8 protein-coding genes are annotated in these 22,146 nt (G+C 60.8%); all 8 read left to right on the top strand.

Going from position 1 to position 22,146, the window contains the following annotated elements:
• Positions 1 to 10 precede the first annotated feature (10 nt).
• Entirely contained in the window at positions 11 to 12,571 is a 12,561-nt protein-coding gene (locus I8N66_RS04930) for a hypothetical protein (RefSeq protein WP_291150337.1), read from the top strand.
• Between the two features lie 164 nt (positions 12,572 to 12,735).
• Positions 12,736 to 14,481 (top strand): HlyD family efflux transporter periplasmic adaptor subunit, encoded by a 1,746-nt coding sequence (locus tag I8N66_RS04925; RefSeq protein ID WP_291150334.1) that lies wholly within the window; start codon positions 12,736 to 12,738, stop codon positions 14,479 to 14,481.
• A gap of 10 nt (positions 14,482 to 14,491) precedes the next feature.
• Entirely contained in the window at positions 14,492 to 16,639 is a 2,148-nt protein-coding gene (locus tag I8N66_RS04920; protein WP_291150332.1) for an efflux RND transporter periplasmic adaptor subunit, read from the top strand.
• A 111-nt stretch (positions 16,640 to 16,750) separates the two neighbouring features.
• A complete protein-coding gene (locus I8N66_RS04915) occupies positions 16,751 to 17,575 on the top strand; it encodes a SapC family protein (protein ID WP_291150329.1) in 825 nt (274 codons plus the stop codon).
• Positions 17,576 to 17,596: 21 nt separating this feature from the next.
• A complete protein-coding gene (locus tag I8N66_RS04910) occupies positions 17,597 to 19,573 on the top strand; it encodes a preprotein translocase subunit SecA (protein ID WP_291150326.1) in 1,977 nt (658 codons plus the stop codon).
• Between the two features lie 76 nt (positions 19,574 to 19,649).
• The gene (locus I8N66_RS04905) at positions 19,650 to 20,453 is read left to right on the top strand and encodes an efflux RND transporter periplasmic adaptor subunit (protein WP_291150323.1); all 804 of its coding nucleotides are present in this window, start codon (positions 19,650 to 19,652) and stop codon (positions 20,451 to 20,453) included.
• A 200-nt stretch (positions 20,454 to 20,653) separates the two neighbouring features.
• On the top strand, positions 20,654 to 21,421 hold the full coding sequence (gene cmoA / locus I8N66_RS04900) for a carboxy-S-adenosyl-L-methionine synthase CmoA (protein WP_291150319.1): 768 nt from the start codon (positions 20,654 to 20,656) through the stop codon (positions 21,419 to 21,421).
• Between the two features lie 12 nt (positions 21,422 to 21,433).
• Positions 21,434 to 22,146 (top strand): isoprenylcysteine carboxylmethyltransferase family protein (locus tag I8N66_RS04895; protein ID WP_291150316.1); only part of this gene is annotated, 713 nt, incomplete at its 3' end.

The raw sequence follows: 22,146 nt of genomic DNA, 5'->3' as shown, positions 1-22,146 counted from the left end.
CGGGCAACTCGTGCGCTACGACGCAGTCAGCACTGCGATCGGCGGACTTGTCGATGGCGGCTATTACTACGTCATCTCTTCGTCCGATGGCCTGAGCGTCAGGCTGGCAAGCACGCTGGCGAACGCGCTCGCCGGTGTCGCGATCAATCTTTCGCCGAGCGGGCCGCTCACCAACCAGCACAGCCTGATTTCGGCCGAAACCTTTACGGTCGATGCCTTCCAGAACGTCAATCTCGACCTCAAGGCCCTGCTGCGTGAAGACGTCGCCGGCTATTACATCGTCGACATCGACCGGATCAGCGCAGGCGATACCGCCAATGTTCTGCTACAGGCAAGCGTTGAGCAGAGTGGTGCTGGCGCATCCGGCGGCGTGCTTGTCAAGGCGCCGAGCCAGGCGGCGGGCGTCACGCACTATAATTTCTTCCGGCCCGACAGCGGCTCGCCCGAACCGCTCAGCCGAGGGGTCTTCGGGACCGGCAATACGGCGATCGCCTCCACCTACGACTTCCGCGGCATCGATCCCGCAACCGGCAGCCGGACTCTGCCCGGCCTTCAGGCCGGAGCCGTCACCACTGGTGGCGACATCATCGTCGCCGCGGCCAATTCCGACCCCAGCGCCACCACCATCAACGTGCTCGGCATCACCGAGATTGTCGGCAACGGCGATATCGACGTCGTGACCAACGGCTATATCGCGCTTAGCGAAAAGACCGGCGACATGCGGGTCGAGCGCATCAAGTCGACTGCTTCGGACGTGCTGCTCTATTCGCCGCGGCGCATCCTCGATGCGCGTGGCCTCACGGAAGGTGACGCCGAAGCTGATGTCGCCGGCCGCAACATCACCATGGCGGCCGGTGTCGGTCTCTTCAATCCGAACCATGCGCAGGTCGCTGCACAGGTTCTCAACCCGACGCTGCTTGACATCAATTCACCGCTCGGCGGCATCGGCCTGCCCACGGATTTCCTCGAGATCAACGTCGATATCCGCAACGGCGTCGGTGGCCTCGGCGTGCTGAGGGCGTTTGATACCACCGCCGACAGCACGCTTGGCATCTTCCTCGACGAAGTTGCCGGTGACCTCCTCGTCCACACCGTTCACACGACCAGAGACATCTCGCTGCGTACCGTCGCCGGCTCGATCCTCGATGCCCGCAACAACGGCGCCGGTGACGATTTCGCCAACCTGCTCGGCCAGAGTATTGATCTCGACGCCAATGGTGGCGGCTCCATCGGTGCCTTCAACAACGACCTTGAAATCGACTCCTCGCGTGGTTCGTCCAACGACGACGTCGCCCTTGAAGCCGACAACAACATCTATCTGGCGGAAGCGCCGGTTAATCTCGGCGAAAGTGCCGGAAACCTGAGGCTCCTGCTCGCCCATGCCTATGACGGCGACATTCGCATCACTGTGCGCGAGACGGGGGTCCAGGGTGAAAACCTCGATCTCCTGCATAGTGGCAGCGCACGCTTCTCCGAAGACGGCGCCACCTTCCCGACCTTCCAGGCGGATGCCGAGCGTCTCATCCCGCATGGCCAGATCTTCGCCGAAAAGGGCAATGTGCAATTGCGCGTCGGCGACAACGTCACGCTCGATTCGAACAGCGAGATCCTGGCGGCCAAGCGCATCGATATCTATGGTGACGTCACCGCCTTCGACGAAACCATTAGCCTGCTTGCCAATGCCGATATCGGCTTCGGCTCGGTCATGCTGCTACGTGGGCGTATTATCGCCAATGCCGCAGTAACACCCGGCAACAAGACCAATGGCACGCCTGTTGGTACCGCTGCACCGAAGACCAGTGCACCCCACGCCACGAATCTGACATGGATCTTCGGCAATACCGATGTCGACACGATCCAGTTCGGTGATCCCTCAGGCGCCGGCGGCACCAATACCCAAGGCAGCCCCGGCTATATCTTCCTTGGCTCGAAGACTCGTGCCTATGGCAGCCAGACGCTCAATCCAACGGTTGCCGATGGCGAAGACCGCTTCACCGTCTACTACCTGCAGGACACGGCGACCGAAACCTCGCCGAACAAGACAACGGCCGCCGAGCATACGCTGACGCTTGACGGCGTGTCCGGCAGTGATCTTTACGAGGTCTATACGCTTGGCTCGAACAATCCGGGCCTCGGCAATGCCGGCACGGACTTCAACCGCAACTACGTCATCAACGTGCTCGATACCGGGCGCTCCAACGACGGCGTCGATGCTCTGAACATCTACGGCTACAACTCCGCCTTCAACGGCAAGGACGGCGACGGCAACAAGCCGATCGACGACATCTTCCTGCTGCGCGGCGCGAACTATCTGCCGCATGAAACGGCCGATCGGCCTGCCTATGTTGCAATGGTCTACGGACAGCCCACGACCTATGCGGACACGATCGAAGACAACGAACCTTCGAACGAGAGTGCGCGCATCAACTATGACACGGCGCTCAACGGACGTGTGACCGTCGAAGGCCTCGGTGGCAACGACAATTTCTATTCGGACGATACAACGGCCATCGTGTCGCTGCAGGGCGGAGCGGGCGACGACTCGTTCCAGATCGGCCAGATCTTCGGCAACAAGCGCACCGACGATCCGGAAAACGGCGCGACACCGTTCTTCGGCGGCGGCCTGCTTGCCCAGGATGTCTTCCCGGACATGGTCGCAACGACGCGCGGCTGGCTGAGCCCCGGCATCAGTGCGCCGCTCGTCGCGCAGGGCGGAACCGGCAACGACGAGTTCCGTGTCTATTCGAACCAGGCTGAACTGAGGCTCGAAGGCGACGACAACAACGACCTGTTCATCGTGCGCGCCTTTGCGATTGCAGCGGTCGCCAACCAGGATTGGAATGGCGACGGCACGATCGACCAGGACGACCTGCCGGCTGTCACGCTCGACACCAATGGCGATGGCGTCATCAACTTTGCTGATGCCGATTCCACGCCCGACGACTACACCGACGACGTGATCGTGCGCGACGATCAGGGCGTCGCCATGCCGATCATTGGGCTTGGCTTCTCCGTTGCACGGGCGCCGGACATCCGCGCCGGCGGTGGTGAAGACGAGGTCCAGTACAACGTCAATGCTCCGGTTTCCGTCGACGGCGGCACCGGCTTCGACAAGCTCGTCATCCTCGGCACAGAGTTCGCCGACGACTTCGCGATCACCGAACGTGGCATTTTCGGCGCCGGCCTCAATGTGCGCTACACCACGATCGAAGTGGTCGAGGTCGATGGTCTCGAGGGCGACGACGAATTCTTCGTCCAGTCGACCGCCTTCGGCGTTGCCTATCGCGTCATTGGCGGCCTCGGATCCGATACGATCAACGTTACTGGCGACGTGACCGAAGACATCGTGACCCGCGAGCTCGAAGGCGCCTCTGGCGCTGTCGATCACCTCGTCACGTCCGGTGACGCGCTCTACGACGGCGTGCTGGTCGATGGTTTCGACTATAATGTCGCTTCCGGAGAAGAGGGCATCATCCGTATCGACGAAACCGGCGGCCTTACCGCCGTACGCGAAGGCGGCCCGGTCAATGTCGACACCTATACGGTGAAGCTGGCAATCGCTCCGCTTGCCGGCCAAGTGGTCTATGTCACCGTGTCTGCGGCACGCTCGCCGCAGGAAGAGGAAGACGGCACGCTGTTGAACCCGGCGCCTTTGCCGAACGGCCTCGGCGATACGATCTGGCTGTCCACCGTCAACCCCGGCGTCACCGTCACAGACAGCGACTTCCAACATATTGTCATGGTCAACGGCGTACCGCAGATCATCAAGGATCGCGCGGTGGTGCTGCGGTTCGACAGCAGCAACTGGATGAATCCGCAGACGGTCTATGTTTATGCGCCGGACGACCCGCGGGCAGAGGGCGACCGCGTGGTCGTCATCCAGCACAGCGTGATTTCCGATCTCAGCGGCGTCGACACCAACGCAATCGATATCGATGCCGAATACCCCGATGGCGACCCCTTCGACGCGGCTGACGTCCGCAATGTCGAAGTGCTCGTCAGGGACAACGACACGCCCGGAATTTACGTGACTGAGGTCGCGGCCGGCACGAACATTGAAGACGGCCGGTCTCTCGTCATCGAAGGCAGCCCGACGACCCAGTTGACGGATGAAATCCTCGTTCAGCTTCAGACAGCGCCGGAGGTCGGCGACATCATCGTCGTCAAGCTCTTCCTCAACGAGGCGAGTGACGAGGATATCCAGATCTTCGATGTCGACGATCCGACGAACATCTTCAACTCGGTCGGCGACCGGATGTACAAACATGCCGATGGCTACTGGCGGCTAACCTTCGACCATACCAACTGGGATGACCCGGTTCGCATCGGCGTTCAGGCGCGTGACGATATCCCGCGCGAAGATCCGCATACGGCGGTCATCTACTTCCAGCGCGACGACGTTCTAACGACTGACGCCGACCACGACTACGTCTTCCCGAACCTGCGCTCCGGCCCCGGCTATGTCGACATCGAAGTCATTGACAACGACACGGCCGGCGCCGTCGTGCTCGAAACCGGCGGCACGACGCTGCTCAATGCCGATGGCAGCGACACGGACGACTACACGATCCGGCTGACGAAGGCGCCCAGCACCACCGTACAGGTCGCGATCGTCACCGACGGCCTGGCGGATGTCGTCAGCGTCAACGGCGTCGCCGTCACACCCGGCTCGGGCTATACGGTGATCGGCGGTCTGAGGCCGACGCAGATTTTCGACGGCAACCTCGTCTTCAGCAATGACGGTCTCAACGGCAAGATCACCCGCGGCACGGGCGCCGATCTCGGCAGCTTCGTCGACGAAGGCTTCTTCGTCGGCCAACAGATCCGCATCGGCAACGCCGGTGGCAACAGCGGCGATTATTACATCACCGCGATCGACACGGTGGACGGCAAGTTCATCAAAGTCGACCGCACGTTCGGTACCGGCGGCCAGCTTGCCGACGTCATCCTCTCGGACCTTGCCAGCGAGGGTGCCTTCATCGGCAAAATCCAGTTCCATACGGTTGTCGAGAACGGTGCGCTCACCTATCGGATGACGATCGCCGGCCTTGCCGACGATGCGGATGGCTGGCTCGCCTATGGCTTCCTGGAAGGCCAGTGGATCCGTGTCTTTGACGCCGCCGACAACGTTATCGGCAACTTCAAGATCGCGATTATCCGCGGCGAGAACGATACCAAGGATGCCACGATCCAGATCACCTCGGAAAACGCCGGATTGCTGCCGGTCGGCAGCACGCTTTCGGGCGTCAAGGTGCTGCGCACTGCGGCGGTCGCGACCTTCAATCCGGGGAACTACTCTGTCCAGCAGACAGTCGTCCTGCAGGCGGACGAGAACTACCACGTCCCCGTCACGCGCGAAGGCGTCAAGGTCTTCCCGGTCTCGGGACATTATCTGTCGAAGTTGCGCGGCCCGCTGGCTGTCGAAGGCGGCCCGACGGGTGCCGACCGTTCACTGGAAAACGGCCTGAAACTGCCGGGTGAAACGGACGACTTCCTGATCGCGATCGGCGCCCAGCCGCCAGAATCGCAACAGATCGACGTACTCAACATCTTCAACGACACCAGCAAGGAAGATGTCGACGGCGTCATGACGCAAACGACGCTGACCGGCTTCAACATGGCCGATGATCTCAGCCTCGGCCTCGGTGTCAGCGGTGACCCGACCTTTGGTGAATCTGGCTTCTTCCCGGGCGGTATCAGCTTCGGCAAGATCAGCGTCGGCGCTGACGGCCAGTTCGGCACCAATGCCACGAAGAGCACGATCGAGGTCGTCAACCTCATGCTCGGCGAGGGCAATGACGGCCTCGTCATTCAGGGCACGCTCGATCCGGCACCGTCCGTTCAGGTCACCAATAATTTCACGGTGACGCCGAACGGCAGCAACGGCGGCACGATCGTGCGCGCGGGCTTCGATTGGAAGGCAATGGGCTTCCTCGTCGGCCAGACCGTGCAGATTGCCGGGCAGGCAGGCACCTGGACCGTTGTTGCGATTAATGACGCGCTCATCGATCCGCTGCATCCGGAGGAAGGCGCTGATCCAAACGACAATTCGATCCTGGTCTTGAGCGGCTCGTCGCTCGTCGGCGTTGCCAGCGGCCCGCTGACAATCACCGCGATCGACAAGGACGTGATCACCGTCAACAAATCCGTCGACGTCGCCCAGACGATTGCCGGCGGGATCATCGTGCGCACCGACGGCGGCGCATGGAGCGGCTTTGCGGTCGGCGACTTCATCAGCATCAACGAAGACTTCGCCAAGGGCGAGTACCAGATCGTCTCGATCTCCGGTTCGACCATGCGTGTCGCCGGCGGCCAGCTTGCGCTGGTCAGCGATGCGCCCCGGACCATCAATCGCATCAACCCGGACACCAATGCGATCCTGCAAACGGTGGTCACCGACGTCAGCATCGATCCGACCTATACTGGTGGCATCGTCACCCGTCAGGACGGCATCAAGTGGGCGGACGAGGGTTATCTTGCCGGTCACCTCGTCACCATGGTCGATGAAAACGGAAAGCGCGACTTCCGCATCATCGAGATCTCCGATGACGGCTTCTCGCTGAAGCTCGAAGGGGCGCTGCTCGCCACACAGAACGATGCCGTCAAGAGCTTCTATGTGCAGGGTGCGCATGGCGGCCTGACGCTCGTCCATGGCGGCGGTAACATGTACCTCGAAAGCGCCGGCAAGATGAACATCGCCAGCGCCGGCGGTGGCTCGATCGTCGTAACCCGCCTCGATGGGCGCGACTGGTCGGAAGATCGCTACCAGGTTGGCCAGGTCATCCAGCTGGAGGGCGAGACCTATACCCGGACGATCCTTGCTGTCGTCGATGCGACCCTGCCGCCGCCGCCGAATTCTGCCCTGACCTGGGGCGACCTCAGCACCCTGGTGCTGAGCGCGCCGAACACCCACGTCGGGCAGGGGGCAGGCGTCACGCTGGCGGCCGATGCGTTCAACAGCTATGCTGAACGCTCGCTGCATGTCGCCGAAGCACGCACCGTCACGGCTTCCGGCACGATGCACGTTGCCACCAACAGCCTGACCCGCGGCACCGGGAGCTGGTTGGCGGATGGCTTCTACGCCGGCCAGAAGGTCTATGTCAGCGGCTATGCCGGACCGTTCACGATCCAGGCGCTGACCGCTGCCGTGATGACGCTGCAGAACGTTGCGCTGACACCCGCAAGCGGGGTCTCGCTTACCGTCTTCGGCTACGACGCCTCACTTGATGGCGGCAAGCGCGTCGGCGGCGACTACATCAAGGTCAATGGTGGCGCCGGTCCGAACTCGCCGCTCGTCATCTATGGCGACACCAGCCAGGACGGCATCTGGTATTCCGGCCAGCCGCACAACGTGCTCGGCATGGAATTCGGTGAAAAGCCGTTCGATCCCTTCCCGCAACTGCAGGATGGCGAGAACGAAGACGATGAGTGGGTCTTCCCGCTCGCCAACCCCTACAAGCTCGCTGGCAACGACGTCATCGACGCCAGCGCACTGTTTGCGGGCGTTGCAGGGGGGGCGCTGCCCAGCGTCGGCCTGACGATCTATGGCGGCGCCGGCAACGACACGATCTATGGCAGCCAGGCCGGCGATCATCTGGCCGGCGGTTCCGGCGACGACCTGATCATCGGCAACCGCGGCGTCGATCACATCTATGGCGACAGCGGCGTGAACGTGAACATCTTCACCCGCCAGCTCTTCATTGACACGGTCGACAACAGCCCGCTGCCTTCCGCCAACCCGAACACCGACACCAACGGCACCACGATCAAGCCGGTAAAATCCTCGGTTCGCGATCTCATGGAGGCAGGCCGCGACCTGATTTTCGGTGATGGTGCTTCGCATCTCGGCTACGGTCCGAGTGCGGTTGCTACCGCCGGCGTGCTTGGCGATTCCGACGATATCATCTTCGCTGACCATGGCATCATCGAAATGTTCGTCGACGATCCGAACCTTCCGTCCGGTCTCAAACAGCGGATCCAGACGACCGAGCTCGTGCTCGTCACGGCGATCAAGTCGGCCGAGCTGCAGAACGGCGCCGACGATATCGTGTTTGGCGGGCTTGACCGCGACGTGATCGTCGGCGGTGCCGGCCATGACATGCTTGACGGCGACCAGCAGGACGACCGCATCTTCGGCGACAACGTCTACCTCACCCGCCAGGGCGGCGCGGACGGCAACCTGCTGGACGATACCTTCAGCCTGCGCTTCCAGACGCTTGCCGCAGCGCTTCTCTACAGCCGCACCGACCGGCCGATCCCGGGAGGCTTCGGCACTGTCACCGGTGACAACAGCGGTCTGCTGCTTGTCGACAGTATTGCACGCCGTTATCGCGACCCCGACGGCGCGCCGTGGTGGAGCGAATATGCGGTCGACTATGCGGCCCTTCACACCTTCGCCTTCGACCAGGGAACTGCCGGCGTCGGCAGTTTCGGCAACGACTACATCGCCGGCAGCGAAGGTCATGACGAGATCTTCGGTCAGCTCGGCAATGATGTCATCCAGGGCGACGGTGGTATCGAACTCGCGTTTGCCGGAACTTCGCATGTCGGTGCATCCCGGACATCGGGTGGTGTTGCCGATCCGATCGGTCCATTGACCGTGATCGCATCCTTCGCCGCTGCAAGCGACGGTCAGGATTACATCGAAGGCGGTGGTGGCGATGACCAATTGTTCGGCGGCCTCGGCCAGGACGATCTGATCGGCGGTTCGTCAACGTTCTTCAGTCTGACTGATGCCAATACACGGCCTGACGGCGATGACTATATCTTCGGCGGTACCGGCGGAGAAATCGACCGCAACGACCTCGACCTTCCGGGCGACGGCACTCTCGCGACTGCGCGTTATGCCCGCGATGCCGACACCATGGTCGGCGACAACGGAAATATCGTGCGTATTGTCGGGATCAATGGCGTCGATATCAACGTGAACGGACTGTCAAACCAGCAGCTCTACGTCCAATTCAATTACGATGTGAACGATCCGGCCCGCGCCGGCGCCGAACGCATCGTCGTTCGCGGCGTGCATCTCCTCGACTACACGCCGGGCGGCCCGGACTTCCGTCCCGACCTGTTCTCGAAGACCAATCCGAACAATCCGGCCTATCGGTATGAATTCGGTCTTTGGGCAAAGATCGACATCGGCGGCCATGACGAGTTCCATGGCGAAACCGGCGATGACATCGCCTATGGCGGCGGTGGTCACGACCGCATATTCGGCGATGCCGAAAACGACGATCTGATTGGTGGCTGGGGCAATGACTGGATCTCCGGTGGTACCGGCCAGGACGGCATTCTCGGCGATGACGGCCGGATCTTCACGAGCCGCAACAGCGCCACCTATGCCGAACCGCTTTATGGCGTCCTGGCGCTCCTTGCCACCGACCCGGATGATCGCACAAGCCAGGGCGACGTGCTCAACGAGTTCATCTATACGCCCGGGCAGGTACAGACCGAGACGATCAACATTGGCGGTCAGTTGAAGAAGTCCGTCGATCTGACCCCCTATAACCAGAAGCCGAATGCGCAAGGGGCGGACGATCCGTTGTTTGACGCCAATGTCGTCGATGACATCATCTTCGGCGGCCTTGGAGACGACTTCATCCACGGCGGGGCCGGTGACGACGCCATCGGCGGAGGCGAAGCTCTGCCACTCAGCTATACGCAGCGCTTCGAAAACGGCGCCGTCGTCGGACTGGTGCGCACCGACTTCACCCGGCCGTGGAACCCGGGCGACGTCCTGCGCTTCGGCGCCGACACCGATCCCTGGAACGCGCCAAAGCCGGTTCAGAGCAAGCTTGGCGAATTCTTCCTTTACGACGAGTACGACCCGCGTCGGGCCATTCTGTTCAATGCGAACGGCAGCGTCTGGAAGTCGGGTGCCGCGCCGACGCAGTTCCAGTATTTCCTCAATCTGGTCGACAATGAAGGCCCGCTGGTCAGTGGCGCAATCGCGTTTTCGCCCAACGGCACGCCGATTGCGTTTGCCGACCGCAACACCGACGGCAACGACGCCGTCTTCGGCGATCTCGGCAACGACTGGATTGTCGGTGGAACCGGACGCGACCACATCTATGGCGGCTGGGGCAACGACCTCATGAATGCCGATGATGTGCTCAGCACCAACGGTTGGCTTAACGACCAGCCGGAGACCCATCCGGTTTACGAGGACCGCGTCTTTGGTGGCGCCGGGCTCGACATCCTGATCGGCAATACCGGCGGCGATCGCCTGATCGATTGGGTCGGCGAGTTCAACAGCTATCTCGTGCCATTTGCGCCGTTCGGCATCGCGACGGTCAGCCGTCAGGTGCCGCCGCAGCTCTTCGACTTCCTCTACGCCCAAGCCTTCAGCGACGGTGTCGACATTACGCGGACGGCTGATACCGGCAATGTCAATGGCAGCGACAAGTATAGCCACGTGTCGCAATTCCAGGGCGGCGTCGAAGGCGAACTCGGCCTTGTGACCCAGAAGGATCACGGTATCTGGCAAGACCAGACTGGTGGCCCGACTGATCCACAGGCCGGCAACATCCCTGGCGGCAAGCGCGACGTGTTGCGGACCGCCGACTTCAACGATGGGACGATGGATGTCTTCGCCGCTGACCAGGGCAAGTTTGCGGTCTCGAGCGGCATGATGTCGGTCGAATCCGAAAACACCTGGGAGCAGGCGGCCGCCGTCTTCTATGCCGACCAGTATCTGCCGATCTATTTCGAAATTTCGGCCAAGATCACGGCGCAAAAGCCTGTCGGCGGTTGGAAGGCGAACTCCTATGTCATCTTCGACTACCGCTCACCGACGGACTTCAAATGGGCCGGCATCAACATTTCGAACGACCAGATCGAAATGGGGTATCGCGATGCCAACGGCTGGCATCAGGTCGCCAAGTCCAACAAGCCCGTCCAGTTGAAGGCTGGCATAACCTATGACGTCCTCGTCGCCGTCAACGGCACGAACGTCACGGTGACTGTCGCGGGTGTGAACTGGTTCGGTTACACGTTTACGCCGAGGATCGAGGATGGCGTGCCCGTGGGCCTAAACCGCGGCATGGTGGGTGTCGGCAATGACGGCTCCAAGTCGAAGGTGGACAACTTCTCGGTTCAGATCCTGCCGCCGAACCTGTCGCTCGACTATACCGATAACTTCGACGGAACGGGGCGCTTCTCGATGACGGGGACGGTCGCGACAGGCTGGACCGTCGCCGGCGGCCGGCTTGCCGGCGCGGCAGGCGCTGCTATCAACACGTTCAACCTCGGCACCACCCTCAGGGCAGATTCATACCTTGAGCTGGAGGCCAAGCTTTCGACCGTGGGTAACGGCGGTATCGTCTTCGACAGCTATGGTCCGAACGACTACAAGTTCGTCGCCCTCGATGCGGTCAACGACAAGGTGCTTGTCGGTCATGTCAGCGCCAAGGGCGGCTACAAGGTCGATCAGTCCTTCAGCCGTGTCCTTGATGCCGGCGTCGACTACACGTTGAAGGTGATTTTCAAGGGGGCGGCGATCAGCATCCAGGTGAACGGCGGCCTCGTCGGCACCTACGGCTTCAATGCCGCACTGGTCGATGGTGGCTTCGGCACGATGTCGCGTGTCGGATCAAGCTCGTTCGATCGCTTCCTGATCCGCTCCAACGATCCCGCCTTCAACACATCGGCCAATCTGCTGGCGGCGACCGGCGCTACGACCGTCGCGGGTGGCGAGATCACCAAAGCACAGGCACTCTCGGTGCTCGGCGACGCCATCGCCCTGTGGGCAAAATCGAGATTGCTCGATGCGGCAACCCTGGCACGCCTCGGTACGATCGACCTGCAGATCGCCGATCTTGAGGGCGAGAGACTGGCAGAAGCCGTGTTCGGCGCAATCAGGATCGACCGTAACGCCGCGGGACGGGGCTGGTTCGTCGATCTGACGCCGCAGGATAAAGAAGAGTACAGCCTGGTCGACGGTAAGTGGCATGCGATCGTCGGCGGTCCGGCCGAGGGACGCTTCGATCTGCTCTCGGTTCTGCTTCATGAAATGGGCCACGAGGCCGGATTGGTCCACTCTACCGACGATGCTGTCGGCGGCGTCATGGCCGAGACGCTCAGCGTCGGCGAGCGCCGGTTGCCGCTGGCGGCAACCCAGCCCGAAGCGCGAAACGACGCCCAGGTATTCGATGAGGAACTGGGTCTGTTCGTAACCCCGACTGAGCGACGGTTGATGAGACTTGCGGGCATCAGCGCCTCGGATCTTGAGATCTCAGGTGGTGGTGAAGCGAACGAGGCCGCCACAGCATCAGGCTCGACTGAAAGTGGGCGAGACGCTCTGACCGCTACCTGGCAACCGGCAACAGGCGGGGGCCATGGCATAGCGCGCTTCGACAACGGCGCGAAGGCATGGGTCTTCGACGAGGCAACCGGCACGTTCGTCGACTCAACGGCCTGGACGGCGCAAGTCGGTGATCACGCTGTCAAGACTTCCGGCGCCGGTGAGAACGACGCCGAGGCAAGCGAGCAGGACGTATTGAACGGCATGATCGAGTGGGAGGCCCGAAAGGGACTGCTTTCTCGATTGGTCAGTCTCTTTGGAGGGCGTTAGCGTGCGAATAAACTGTCTGGCCACCGCGTGCCGGCATGACTGATCAGATTGCCAGAGAATATGCGCCACCGCCCCCGGTCGAAAGTCCGGGGGCGGTAAAGTACGCTATTTTGGATCAAGCGCTCTGGCAAAAGTTCCGCAATGCCACCAAGCCAGAAGACTTCGTGGAGACGTGGCTGGCCATACTCTGCCGGCAGATCTCTGGCGTCGCCAGCGGCATGGTCATGCTCGGGGAACCGGACACCGGGCCCTATACGCCTATCGCCTTCTGGCCGGAAAGGGGCGCCGACGAGGGATTGGCGGCCGCCGCCGAAAAGGCCCTGAGCCAACGTCAGGGCATATCCACCGGAACGAACGGCAACCGCATGGTGCAATTGATCGCGTCTCCGTTGATCGTCAACGAACGCTTGTATGGCGCCTGCGCACTTTCGCTTTCCGTCGATCCTTCTGCCATCAACGAGGTGATGCGTAAGGTGCAATGGGCCTCCGGCTGGATCGAGGTGCTGTTAAGGCGCCAGCTCCAAGTCGAAAACGAAGAAATCAGTGAACGAAACAGGCTGGCCTTCGACATGCTTGCCGCGGTGCTTGAGGCGAAGGGTTTCGTCGAGGCGGCCACCGCGCTCGTTACGGAACTCGCCATGCGGCTTGCCTGCGACCCCGTCAGCGTCGGTTTCGTCCGCGGACGCAGATGTCGCGTCGCGACCGTGTCGCATGCGGCCGGCTTCGGCAACAAGGTCAACATTATTCGCGACATCGGCGCAGCGATGGACGAGGCTGTCGATCAGCGTGCGATCGTTCTCTACCCGCCGCAGGAGCACTGGGAGTATCGCGTCGTCCGGGCACACGAAGAGCTGGTCGAAACGCACAAGTGCGGAGGCGTGCTGACGATCCCCCTGCAATCCGGGCACCGGATCGTCGGCGCTCTGACGCTGCAGCGCCCACGCGGCAGTATTTTTGACGAGACGACCGTCGACCTGTGCGATGCAGTGGCAGCGGTCGTCGGACCGGTTCTTGAGGAAAAACGCCTCAACGACAGGAACGTATTGGTGAAGCTCTGGGAAGCCGCCGGCAACCAGTTGCGACGCCTCCTGGGACCAGGCTATTTCGGCCGCAAGCTCGCGACGCTGATCGCCGTCGTCCTCGCCTCCTACTTTAGTGTAGCCACGACGCAATACTCCGTCACGTCTTCGGCCGTTGTTCGCGGTACAATCCAGCGAACGGTCGTGGCGCCGTTCAACGGTTATGTTTCCAGTCAGTCGGCAAGGGCCGGCGAAGTCGTCAGGCAAGGTCAGATCCTAGCGCAGCTCGACGACCAGGATCTGACACTCGAACGGCTTCGGCTGACGACCACACGACAGCAGAAAACGACAGAATATGACCGGGCACTGATGCAGCACGAGCGCGCCGAAGCGCTCATCGTGAAGGCGCAGATCGACCAGGCCGACGCCCAGCTCGCTCTGATCGACGAGCAGCTCAAACGCACCCGGCTGCTCGCCCCCTTCGATGGCTATGTCGTCAGCGGTGACCTCAGCCAGTCAATCGGCGCTGCGGTCGAGCGCGGGCAGGAACTCTTTACAGTCGCGCCACTCGAATCCTATCGCGTCATCCTCGAAGTCGATGAAAGCGATATTGACGATGTCGAGATCGGCCGTAAGGGAGTGCTGAGGGTTTCCGCGCTTCCGCAGGAGCCACTCACCTATCGGATCGAACAGATCACCGCGATTTCCAGCCAGAAGGAGGGACACAATTTCTTCAAGGTCGAAGCAACTCTGGATCATGCCAGCGATCGGCTCAGACCTGGCATGGAGGGTATTGCCAAGACTTCCGTGGACGAACGCCTCCTGATCCGCGTTTACACCGACAAGATGGTGCAATGGGCCTATCTTGCCGCGTGGCGCTGGATGCCGTGAGGGCGTGCAGATGGAACGGTCCTACTTCAGCTCATCCTGGTATCGTGTTTCGCAACTGAAGCTGAAACTGCGCGGCCATGTCCGCATCCATCGCACGGTCTTTCGCAGCCAGCTTTGGTACGTGCTGCAGGACCGGACGTCCGGGCGTTTCCACCGTTTCACGCCCGAGACCTATTTCATCATCAGCCTGATGGATGGCCACCGAACGATGCAGGCCATCTGGGACATCGCTTGCGACAAGCTCACCGACAAGGTTGTGACCCAGGATGAGGTCATCCAGCTTCTCGGGCAGTTACACGCGGCGGACGTGCTATTCGGCAGTGTTCCGCCCGACATCAATGAGATTGCCGAGCGCGGCAAGAAGGTGCGCAATCGCAAGCTCTTGATGAGTTTTGGCAATCCACTCGCCATTCGCTTCGGCCTTCTCGATCCGAACGAGTTTCTGGACGCCACCGCCATCGTCGGACGGGTGCTTTTTTCGTGGTTCGGCGCGCTCGTCTTCACCTGTCTTGTCGCCTATGCCGCCGTTCTTGCCGGCATGAACTGGAACGCGCTAACCGCCAACGTGACCGACCGCGTAGTTTCAACGTCGAACCTCTTCCTGATGCTGATCGCCTATCCGCTCATCAAGACTCTGCATGAGCTCGGGCACGCCTACGCAGTCAAGCGATGGGGCGGCGATGTCCACGAAGTCGGCGCAATGATGCTGGTCTTCATGCCGGTCCCATATGTCGATGCGTCCGACAGCTTGGCCTTTGCAAGCAAGTGGCAGCGCGCCCTCGTCGGTGCCGCCGGTATTTTTGTCGAAATGGCGCTCGCTGCGGTCGCCCTCATCGTGTGGGTCAATGCGGAGGAGGGGCTCGCTCGGGCCTTTGCCTTCAACGTCATGCTGATCGGCGGCGTGTCAACCTTGCTCTTCAATGGTAACCCGCTTCTGCGCTTCGACGGTTACTATGTCCTCAGCGATCTTCTGGAGATTCCGAACCTCGCGAGCCGAGCCAATAAATACCTCGCCTATCTTGTCCAGCGTTACGCTTTCAAGATTGGGTCGGTGAATTCTCCCGCCACGGCGCCCGGGGAGGAATTCTGGTTCGTCCTCTACGGGGTCTCGGCATTTTTTTACCGCTTCGTGGTCACTGGGGCGATCATCGCGCTCGTCAGCCAGAAGTTTTTCATCATCGGCACATTGCTTGCAATATGGGCGCTGATCCTGATGTTGGCCGTACCATTGGCGAAAGCCTTCTGGTTCCTGTTGGCAAGCCCGCTGCTGCGACGAAATCGGGGGCGAGCCTTCGCTGTCGTCGGCTCGGTGCTTGCCGCCGCTGCGCTGCTGCTCTTCGTCTTGCCCATCCCGCATTCGACCGTCGTACAAGGTGTCGTCTGGCTGCCGGGCGAAGCTATCGTCCATGTTCAGGCGGATGGCACAGTCGATGATATCGCTGCCGCGCCCGCCGCCGAAGTCAAGGCTGGCGATCCACTTATCCGGCTGGAGGATCCGCTGCTGGCTGCGCGCGTCGATCTGCTCGAACTGCGTGTCGCCGAGCTCCAACGACGCATTACCAAGCAGGATCTGTCCGACCTTGCCCATGCGCGCATGGTCAAGGAGGAATTGCGCCTTGCTCGTGCCGATCTCGGCCTAGCACGGCAACGGCAGGAGAATTTGGTCGTCCGGGCGCAATCGAGCGGCACGCTGATCCTGCCCGACGATCACGATCTGCCCGGAAAGTTCGTGCAACGTGGCAAGGTGATCGCCTATGTCGCGCACTTCGACAAGCCAACCATTCGCATCATCGTCCCGGAGGAGGACGCCGACCTCGTACGCTCGCAAACCCGGGACGTAAGCCTGCGCTTCGTCGAGGATATTTCGAAGGTCTACAGGGCGGCCGTTGTCCGAGAGGTTCCGGCGCTAACTGACACGTTGCCCAATGCGGCGCTCAGTACCGCCGGCGGCGGTACCATTGCGCTCGACCCGCGTGACGCGTCACAGCGGCGCGTGCTTGCCAATCTTTTGCATCTCGATCTTGTGCTGACCGAGAGCCCAACCGTGCCTCGAATAGGAGGACGTGTCTTTGTGAGGTTCTCTCATGGGACTTCTCCTGTGGCCAGTAGAATTTATCGCTCGACGAGGCAAATATTTCTCCGTTTATTTAAAGTTTGACTGGACACGAAGTCTAATAAAGTGTTCGATCAAGTTAGCCAGAGTAAAAATCCGGCGGTTGTTTCCTGAGATACCTGAGTAACGCTTACAAGATACTAGAGGGAAAACACCATGGCAGCGCAACTTCTTTTCTATCAAGACGTGCATCCGGTATCGGCCGATCGCCATAAGGATGTTTCCATTAAAACAGGAACTTCGTACAAGTTCGCAAGAGAAGTGAACTCGGTTCCGGTGACAGCCATCGAATTTGCTCAGGCTGCCGCCGAATATCCGATCGTCTTTGCCGGTACGGATGATACGGTAACCCCTGCGGTGGTTCTGGGAGCCCAGCAAACCCAGAACCTCTTTGTCGACGACGACGGCGCCTGGCTCGGCAAATATGTACCGGCGTTCGTTCGTCGCTATCCGTTCGTGTTCTCAACGGACCGCGGGGGTAAAACGTTCATCCTACACATCGATGAGAGTTTCGACGGCTTCAATCGCGAGGGGCGCGGCGAGCGTCTGTTCGACAGCGAGGGACAGCAGACCCAATATCTGAAGAGCGTGCTTGGCTTCCTGCAGGACTATCAGGCCAGGCATCAGCGAACCCGCCAATACTGCGAGAGGTTGAAATCGCTGGGCCTGCTGCAGCCGATGCAGGCGCAGTTCAACCTCAATAGCGGCGAACGGCGGTCGCTCTCCGGCTTCATGACCGTGAACAGGGAAAAGCTGAAAGCACTGCCAAGCGAAGACCTGCAGTCCATGTTCACCAACGACGAACTGGAATGCACGTACTTGCATCTTCACTCGCTCAGGCATTTCTCGAGCATGCTGGAGCGCATGCCGGAAGCGATCGATACCGCCGGCAAGGGCGACGCCCCACCCGCGGTATCAAAGCCGCAGAAAAGCTACCGGAACGGCCATGATGCGCCGCCTGTCGAGGAAGCGAGCGCTTAAGCCGGATAGGGCAGAGCGGCCATGAATACGCTCGCCGCGAGCTGGTCGCCGCCTCCGTTGGTCGCCTATCCCGAACGTCAAGACAGGCCCGAACACTGGCTTGACGGCATTGAGAAGATGGTGACTAGCTTTCCGCAGATGGTTGCCGGTCGTTTGAATCGGCACCATCTGAAGGAACTTGTCCAGAGGATCAATGCGGCGGGAACCGCGCTGCGCGGAGAAACCGGACTGGGGCTCGCCGCGCGCATCAGCGAAATCCGCGCGGCCCTGCGATGTCACGGCCTCACCGATGCCAATATTTGTCTCGGCTTTGCGATCGTGCGTGAAGTCTCTCAGCGCACCATCGGGTTGCGCCACCTCGACGTGCAGATCCTTGCAGGACTTGCCATGCTTAAGGGCCGCGTGGCGGAGATGGACACGGGCGAGGGCAAGACGCTGACCGCCGGCCTGCCGGCGTCGGTCGCCGCGCTTGCGGGGCTTCCGGTCCACGTGATTACCGTCAATGATTACTTGGCGGAGCGCGATCTGGATATACTTAGACCTATCTACGATTTTCTTGGACTGACCGTCGGCCTCGTCAATAGTACTGTGCCAAGGCCGGAGCGGCCCGCTGCCTATAGGTGCGACATCGTCTATGCCAGCAACAAAGAAATCGCCTTCGACTATCTGCGCGACCGCATCACGTTCGGTGGCCAGCCACGGACCGTTCATGCGAAGGTGAGCCGCATGCTGGACGAGCGCCGAGGCCAGGAGCCGCCTTTCGTCATGCGTGGGCTGCATTTTGCCATCATCGATGAAGCCGACAGTGTGCTGGTGGACGAGGCAAGAACGCCGCTCATCATTTCCCAGGAAACGGACGCCGACGACGAGCGCCAATGGGTGGAACAGACCTTTGCGCTGATCGACGGCTTCAAACAGGCGATCCACTATCACCTGCTGGCCGACGAGCGCAGGCTCGAACTGACCGAAGCAGGAAAAACCAAGCTCTTAGAGCGAGCCGAAACGATCGGCGGCATCTGGCGCAATCGCATCCGGCGCGAAGAGGCTGCCAGCCAGGCCCTCGTCGCGCTGCTTCTCTTCAGGAAGGGCGAGCATTATCTCGTCAACGACGGCAAGGTGCAGATCGTCGACGAATACACCGGTCGGGTGATGCCCGATCGCTCCTGGAGCGACGGACTGCATCAACTGGTAGAGGGAAAGGAAGGCTGCGCGATCACCAGCCGCAAGCAGACAATGGCGCGGATGACCTATCAGCGTTTTTTCCGGCGGTATCTCCATTTGGCGGGGATGACGGGAACCGCTCGCGAAATCACCGCGGAGCTTCGGCATGTCTATGGGCTGCAGGTGATGCGCATCCCTCCGAACACGCCTTCGCGGCGCATGAAACTGCCGACGACGATTTCCACAACGCTCGATGACAAGTGGTCCAAGATCGCCCTGCGGGTTCAGGAACTGCAGGCCGCCGGCCGACCTGTCCTGATTGCCACGCGTTCGGTTTCGGCTTCCGAGGCTGTCAGCGCCGTACTCTACGATCATGGGATCACACATCGCGTGCTCAATGCCGAACAGAGTTCGGAGGAGGCCGAGATCATTGCGCAGGCAGGCGGCGTCGGTCGGGTGACGGTCGCCACCAATATGGCGGGACGCGGCGTCGACATTGCGGTGGTTCCGCAGGCGCTCGCGCTGGGTGGCTTGCACGTTCTACTCAGCGAACGACACGACGCGGGGCGCATCGACAGACAAATGGAGGGGCGAACAGCCCGCAAGGGAGATCCGGGAAGTACGGAAGAGATCCTGTCTCTACAAGACCCGCTGCTTGATCTCATTCCCTTTCAGTCGCTGCGTCTGTTCGGCCGCTGCGGAAAGCGCGCCCGGCTATGGCTTTTTCATATGGCCCAGCAGAGGGCGGAACGCACGCATGCCAAGGACCGAAAGAACCTTCTCGCCCAGGATCGACGCCTAGGCACATTGCTGGCCTTTTCAGGCTTGCCGGAGTGACACGATGACAAGCGATGGGATGACAGCAGACCGGATGGGTAGACCACTGGCAGGTGGGCGCGCGAAAAAGCGGCAAATGCCTGCCGTACTCCTTGCGCTTTGCGCTCTCGTGCCGGCTTCGGCACAAGCTTTCGATTGCGTCATCGACCCTTCCGTCGTCGTGCGCGTCGGCAGTCCAGTTCCCGGTCTTTTGAAAGAAGTTCTTATCGCTCGCGGTGACCATGTGAACGAAAACCAGGTCATTGCCAGGCTCCATTCCGATACGGAGCAGGCGACCGTGGAATTGATGTCCGAGCAGGCCGCGAGTACCTCCGAGATCGAGGCACAAAAGGCGCGGCTCGACCTTGCTCGAAACCGCATGAAACGGGCGGAGGCGCTTCTGGCGCGCAACGTCACCTCGACCGACAAGCTCGAAGAGGCCGTGGCCGAAATGGAAGTCATCCAAAAGGAGCTCGCGACCGCCGAAACCCGTAAGCGCAGCGCCGAACTGGAACTGCAAAGGGCACAGACCGTGCTTGAGCAAAGAACGATCCGCAGCCCGATCAGTGGCGTCGTCCTCGAGCGTTCACTCTTCAATGGGGAATACTTGGATCAGGACGGCAAGCTGGCGACGATCGCCAGGCTCGACCCTCTGTTTGTCGAAGCGTTCATCCCGGTCAGCGAATTCGGAAAGATGCGTGTGGGAATGGATGCGCAAGTGGTTCCGAATGCTCCGATCCGTGGAAGCTTCACTGGAAAGGTGAAGGTGATCGATCAGGTTCTCGACGCCGCAAGCGGGACATTTGGCTTGCGGATAGAACTGCCCAATCCGGACAACTACATACCGGCTGGGCATCGGTGCACGGTGACTTTCGAGGGCGTGGTACCCGACCTCGAATAGTCGGCATCCGGGCAGCCGGCGCCGAAATGCCTAAAATCACCGTGTCACCGTGTCGCTCTCGAAGCGTCGTGTGCTTTGGCGCCCCCTTTCAGGTTCATGTCAGGTTTCAATGGCCCTCTAGCCAGCAAATCGGTCCAAGCCGCAATGCGGGCAGAGGTCCGAATGCCGGAAGTGCTTTGGAAGGACAAAGGAACCTGCGTATGGCTAGCAAGGTACCGCACCTGCAGGTGCACGAGAACAACAACAGGCGAGACGAGGTCTTCGCAGAGCCGGACCAGCCGGTCGGCGATTTCGCGTTCAATGCGAAGGTGGCTGCCGTCTTCGACGACATGGTCAGCCGCTCGGTTCCCTATTACGGCGAGATCCAGCGCATGGTCTGCGAGCTGGCCTCGGATTTCGCAGAGGGCGGTACAGATCTCTACGATATCGGCTGTTCGACGGCCACGACGCTCCTTGGTCTTGACGCCAAGGTTGATCCTTCCGTGCGTTTTGTCGGCATCGACAATGCACCCGACATGATTGAGAAAGCCAAGGAAAAGATTGCACAGGCCGAGACGAACCGCGCGATCGACCTGAGGGTCGGAGACCTGCACCAGGGGCTCGACGTGCACAATGCTAGCGTCGTGATGATGCTGCTGACGCTGCAGTTCGTTCGTCCGCTCCATCGCGAGCGAATCATGCGCACGATCTATAACGGCCTCAATGAACGCGGCGCGCTCTTGCTCGTCGAAAAGCTCACCAGCGAGGATTCGACGTTCAACCGTCTCTTCATCGAGCACTACTACGACTACAAGCGCCGCAACGGCTATTCCGAGATCGAGATCGCCAAGAAGCGCGAGGCGCTTGAAAACGTCCTCATTCCCTATCGCCTGGATGAAAACGTGCAGCTTCTGAAGGAGGCAGGTTTCCGCAGCGTCGAGGTCTTTTTCCGCTGGTACAATTTCTGCGGCATCATCGCGATCAAATAGGAAAGTCGGACCATGATCGCGATCGGCAATTTTCTCTTCCGTTTCCGGAACCAGCTGTTTCCAGCCATCATCATCGTTCTGTTCCTGCTGGCGCCGGCTCCAGCCCTTGTGCTGGATAACCCGGCACTCACGCTGGTCAAGGACCTCGCCGCCGTGCTGGTCATCCTGGCGGGTCTCGCTTTGCGCGCGACCGTAGTCGGCTACAAATACATTCAGCGCGGCGGCCTGAAAAAAAAGGTCTATGCCAAGGATCTTGTGACCGAAGGCATGTTCGGTGTCTGCCGCAACCCGCTCTACGTAGGAAACATGCTGCTCTATTCCGGCGTGTTCCTGCTGCACGGCAACCCGCTTCTGGTCATCCTCGGTATCGGGCTCTTTGCCTTCATGTACCAGTGCATCGTCTATGCCGAAGAAGCCTTCCTCGACAGGACTTTCGGGGAAGCCTACCGGGAGTACTGCCGCGACGTGCCGCGGTGGGCGTTGCGTTTGAGAAATTTCGCGCAGTCTACCGAGGGCATGACTTTCAACGTGAAGCGCGTCATCGGCAAGGACTATTCGACCGTCTCGGCAGCCCTGATCGCCATCCTTGCGACCGAAATGTACAAGTTCGCGAGCAATGCGCCCGTGGAACACAATACTGGTGCACTCACGGTGCTCGGGGTTTTGATGGCGCTTGTCGGTATCGCCACGGCGATCATCAGCTACAAAAAAAGGCGCGGTGCGTT

The organism is Ensifer sp. SSB1, from assembly GCF_016652895.1.
Classification (GTDB): Bacteria; Pseudomonadota; Alphaproteobacteria; order Rhizobiales; family Rhizobiaceae; genus Ensifer.
The sequence above is the reverse complement of the archived record's forward strand: the minus strand, read 5'-3'. Positions and strand labels throughout refer to the sequence as shown.